The sequence below is a fragment of the Bradyrhizobium sp. genome, from assembly GCF_035484855.1.
GTDB lineage: Bacteria > Pseudomonadota > Alphaproteobacteria > Rhizobiales > Xanthobacteraceae > Bradyrhizobium.
Map to the genome: position 1 here is coordinate 1 of NZ_DATHOP010000134.1, position 4,417 is coordinate 4,417.

Annotated in this window: 2 protein-coding genes; both read left to right on the forward strand. The window is 63.8% G+C overall.

Annotated features, from left to right (window positions below):
* The first annotated feature begins 67 nt into the window (after positions 1-67).
* Positions 68-1,702: a thiamine pyrophosphate-requiring protein gene (locus tag VK804_RS14920; RefSeq protein WP_325371592.1), complete on the forward strand. Its 1,635-nt coding sequence runs from the start codon at positions 68-70 to the stop codon at positions 1,700-1,702.
* A gap of 179 nt (positions 1,703-1,881) precedes the next feature.
* A partial coding sequence (locus VK804_RS14925; protein ID WP_325371593.1) for a GAF domain-containing protein occupies positions 1,882-4,417 on the forward strand: 2,536 nt, incomplete at its 3' end.

Below are 4,417 nucleotides of genomic sequence, written 5' to 3' on the forward strand. Positions count from 1 at the left end.
GATTCCTGTTCCAACTAGCCCCGCATAGGCCGAGCCCAACATCGGCCATTTCCTGGGAGGGATCGGCATGAAGCTCGGCACCGCGATCGCGGAAATCATGAAACGCGAGGGTATCGAAATCCTCTGCGGCTATCCGGTCAATCATCTGATCGAACATGCCGCCAACGCCGATATCCGCCCGATCATGGTGCGGCAGGAGCGCATCGGCATCCACATGGCGGACGCGATCTCGCGCGTCACTTCCGGGCACAAGATCGGCGCCTTCTGCATGCAGCACGGCCCCGGCGCGGAAAACGCCATGGGCGGCGTGGCGCAATGCTACGGCGAGTCCGTCCCCGTGCTGGTGCTGCCGCAAGGCTACCCGCGGCGGATCGCGAACATCGACCCGAATTTCAATTCCAGCCAGGCGATGAAGGCGTACGCCAAATCCGCCGAGCCGATCACGATCGCCAGCGAGGTCTGCAACATCTTCCGCCGCGCCTTCACGAAGTTGAAAAACGGCCGCGGCGGCCCGGTGATCGTCGAGATTCCCACCGACATGTGGAATGAGGAGGTGGCGGAGCCTTTGAACTACACCCCGGTGCTGCGTACCCGCTACGGCGCCGATCCCGTGCATGTCAAGGAAGCCGCGGCGCTGTTGATATCAGCCAAACGTCCCGTGCTCTATGCCGGCCAGGGCGTGCACTACGCCAGGGCCTGGCCGCAGCTGAGGCGGCTGGCCGAACGGCTCGCCATTCCCGTCACCACGAGCCTCGGCGGCAAGTCGTCATTCCCCGAAACGCATCCGCTTTCGCTGGGTTCGGGCGGCCTTGCCGTGCCGCGGGCGGTGCCGAAATTCCTGGCGGAAGCCGACGTGATCTTCGGCATCGGCTGCTCGTTCACGGAGACCAATTTCGGCATCGCCATGCCCAAGGGCAAGACCATCATTCATTCGACGCTCGATCCCGCCCATCTCAACAAGGACGTCGAGGCCAAAATCGGCCTGGTCGGCGACGCCGGGCTGGTGCTCGACGCGCTGCTGGAGGAGATCGGCAAGAGCGTCACCTCGGATCGCGATGCCTCCGCCGTCGCCGCCGAAATCGCGGCGTCGCACAAGGAGTGGCTGGCAAAATGGCTGCCCAAACTAACCAGCAACGACGCGCCCTTAAATCCCTACCGCGTGCTCTGGGATCTGCAGCACACCGTCGACATCAAGAACACCATCATCACCCATGACGCCGGCAGCCCGCGCGACCAGCTGTCGCCGTTCTGGAAGCCGGTCGAGCCGCTGACCTATATCGGCTGGGGCAAGACCACGCAGCTCGGCTATGGCCTTGGCCTTGCGATGGGCGCCAAACTGGCAAAACCCGACAAGCTCTGCATCAACGTCTGGGGCGATGCCGCGATCGGTTTTACCGGCATGGATTTCGAGACCGCGGTGCGCGAGCGGATTCCGATCATGTCCATCCTGCTGAACAATTTCAGCATGGCGATCGAATTGAAGGTGATGCCGATTTCGACCGAAAAATATCGCTCGACCGATATCTCAGGCGACTACGCCGCCATGGCGCGCGCCTTCGGCGGCTATGGCGAGCGGGTGACGAAGCCGGAAGACATCATCCCGGCGATCCAGCGCGGCATTGCCAAGACCAAAGAAGGCATCCCGGTGCTGCTGGAGTTCATCACGTCGAAGGAAACGGAGGTTTCCAGGCCGGGGACCTAACCCCGGTTCGGCTTCGCCTTAACCGCAACCCAAGACGGCGCTGGCCCGGATTGGTCCGGATCGGGATAATCGGATATTGTGCTGCCGTATTGACCGGCCGGCCCCTTAGCCGGGCTCGGATCGGAGGCTTTTGGCTGGCTGCGGCTATGCTCGGTGCCTGCGCAAATGGATTTGGGTGAATGACGGCGCTTCCCCCTGATGTGACGGACGATCTCAGGCAAGAGAACGCACGGCTCCACGCCGAGCTGCGGGCCGCCCGGGATCGCCAGGCCGCCAGCGCCGAGATCCTGACCGCCATCGCCAGCACCTCGGGCGATGCTGGGCGCGCATTGCAGCAGATCGCGGAGACGACGGAGCGCCTGTTCGGCGCATCCAGCGTCACGGTGCTGATCGCCGACGGCGAGCGCTGGGGCCGGACGCTGCGCGTCGGCGCCGGCTCGGAGCGGATCGCCGCAGCGATCCCGCTGGCGCATATCGCGATCACGCCGCAGTTCATGCCCGGTGCGGTCTATCTCGAAAACCGGCAGGTCCACGTCGTGGACGCCGATGATCCCGCGGCGATGGCCCGGTGGCCGGGGTTGGCTCCGGCCCGGGCGGTCGGCACCCGTATCATGTCCGGCACGCCGCTGCGCCACGAGGGACGCGCCATCGGCGCGCTCATCGTGCACCGCGACCGCCTCGAACCTTTCACCGCCGACGAGCTCGCGCTTCAGCAAAGCTTTGCCGACCAGGCAGCCATCGCCATCGAGAATGCGCGGCTGTTCAACGAAACCCAGAAGGCGTTGTCCCGCCAGACCGCGACTTCCGACATCCTGCGCGTCATCAGCCAGTCGCCGACCGACGTGCAACCCGTGTTCGACGCCATCGTGCTGACCGCCGCGCGGCTGTTCCGCTGCGACAGGGCATTCATCCAGCGTTGCGACGCCACCGGCTTCTGGACCGTGGCCTCAGCCGGATTGCAAGGCCCGCTTCCGATCACACAGTTCAAGAAAGCGCCGATCGACCCCGACGCCAACTTCCCGTCGCGTGCGATCGTGGCGAAAAAAACGCTGCACTTGCCGGACTGGTCATCGATCGAGCTGCCCGAATTCGAGCGCCACATCCGCGAATTGCACGGCACCAACTCGGCGCTGTACATGCCCCTGCTGCGCGAGAGCGAATGCATCGGCCTGCTCGCGATCATCGGAAAACAAGCCGGCATGTTCGGCGAGAGTGAAATCGCGCTCGCCGAATCCTTCCGCGACCAGGCCCTGATCGCGATCGAAAATACGCGGCTGTTCAACGAGACCAAGGAGGCGCTGGAGCGGCAGACAGCGACGGCCGAAGTCCTCAGGGTGATCGCCTCCTCGCCGTCGGATGTGCAGCCGGTATTCGATGCCATTGCAGCCAGCGCCAACCGGCTGATTGGCGGATTCGCCAGCACCGTATTCCGTTTCATCGATGGTATCGCTTACCTGAAAGCATTCACGCCGACAAACCCCGCCGCCGATGAGGCATTGCAGGCTACTTTCCCTCGCCCCATTGCCGATTTCCCCCCGTTTAAAATGGCGCAGGCCGGCGAAGTCACGCAAATCCCCGACACCGAAACCTTGTCGAACGAGATTATGTACATTGCACGGGCGCGCGGCTTCCGCAGTATGCTGTTCGCTCCGCTGATGAAGGACAGCGTGTCGATCGGCTTCATTGCGGTGACGCGCGTTCAGCCCGGCGCGTTCGCCGACCATCATGTTCAATTGTTGCAGACCTTCGCCGACCAGGCCGTCATCGCCATCGAGAACGTCCGTCTGTTCAACGAGACCAGGGAGGCGCTGGAGCGGCAGACCGCCACGGCCGAAATTCTGAAAGTGATCGCGGGTTCGCCTGATGACGTGCAGCCGGTGTTCGAGGCGATCGTCGGCAGCGCAGCGAAGCTGTTCGAGCCTTGCTCGGCGACGATTACAACTCTGAAGGATGACAAGCTGCACTGGAATGCGACGGCAGCTTCGATCTCCGGCTTTGATGTCGACCGGACCCGCGCGGTATATCCGATTCCGTTCGATCGCGACCGCGCACCTTCCGCGCGTGCCATTCACGAGCGTCGCATCATCGAGATTCCCGATGTCGCTTCCCCCGATACGCCGGAGTTTACGCGCAACGCAGCGGCCGCGGGTGGCTTTCGATCCATCACATTCGTGCCGCTGGTCGATCAGGAGCAAGGCATCGGCACGATCATCTTTACCCACCCGCAGGCCGGATTCAGGTTCTCGGAAAGGCAGCTGGCTCTCATCCAGGCATTCGCCGATCAAGCTGTGATCGCCATCCAGAACGCACGCCTGTTCAACGAGACCCAGGAGGCGCTGGAGCGGCAGACCGCGTCGTCGGAGATCCTGCGCGTCATCGCCAGCACTACGAACGACGCCGAGCACTCGTTGCAGCAGATCGCCGAGACCACCGCGCGCCTGTTCGGGGCCTCGAGCGTGCAGATCCGCATCGCCCGGGGCGATGAATGGAGTCAGACGATCAACGTCGGTCCCAGCGGGAAACGAATCAGCATGGAGGTTTCGGCAACCCAATTGCGGCTTGGTGCGCGGAACCTGCCGAGCACGGTGTTGGGCGAAAACCGGCAAGTCCACATTCCCGACCTCGACAATCCCGACCCAGAGATAGCCGACTGGCCTGGTATTCCGCCCGCCCGCACCGCCGGCACCCGCGCGCTGTCCGGCACGCCGCTGCGGC

What these genes read in the sequence shown, in the direction of transcription:
- VK804_RS14920 (WP_325371592.1), top strand. Translation starts at nt 68, where the DNA reads ATGAAGCTCGGCACCGCGATCGCGGAAATCATGAAACGCGAGGGTATC.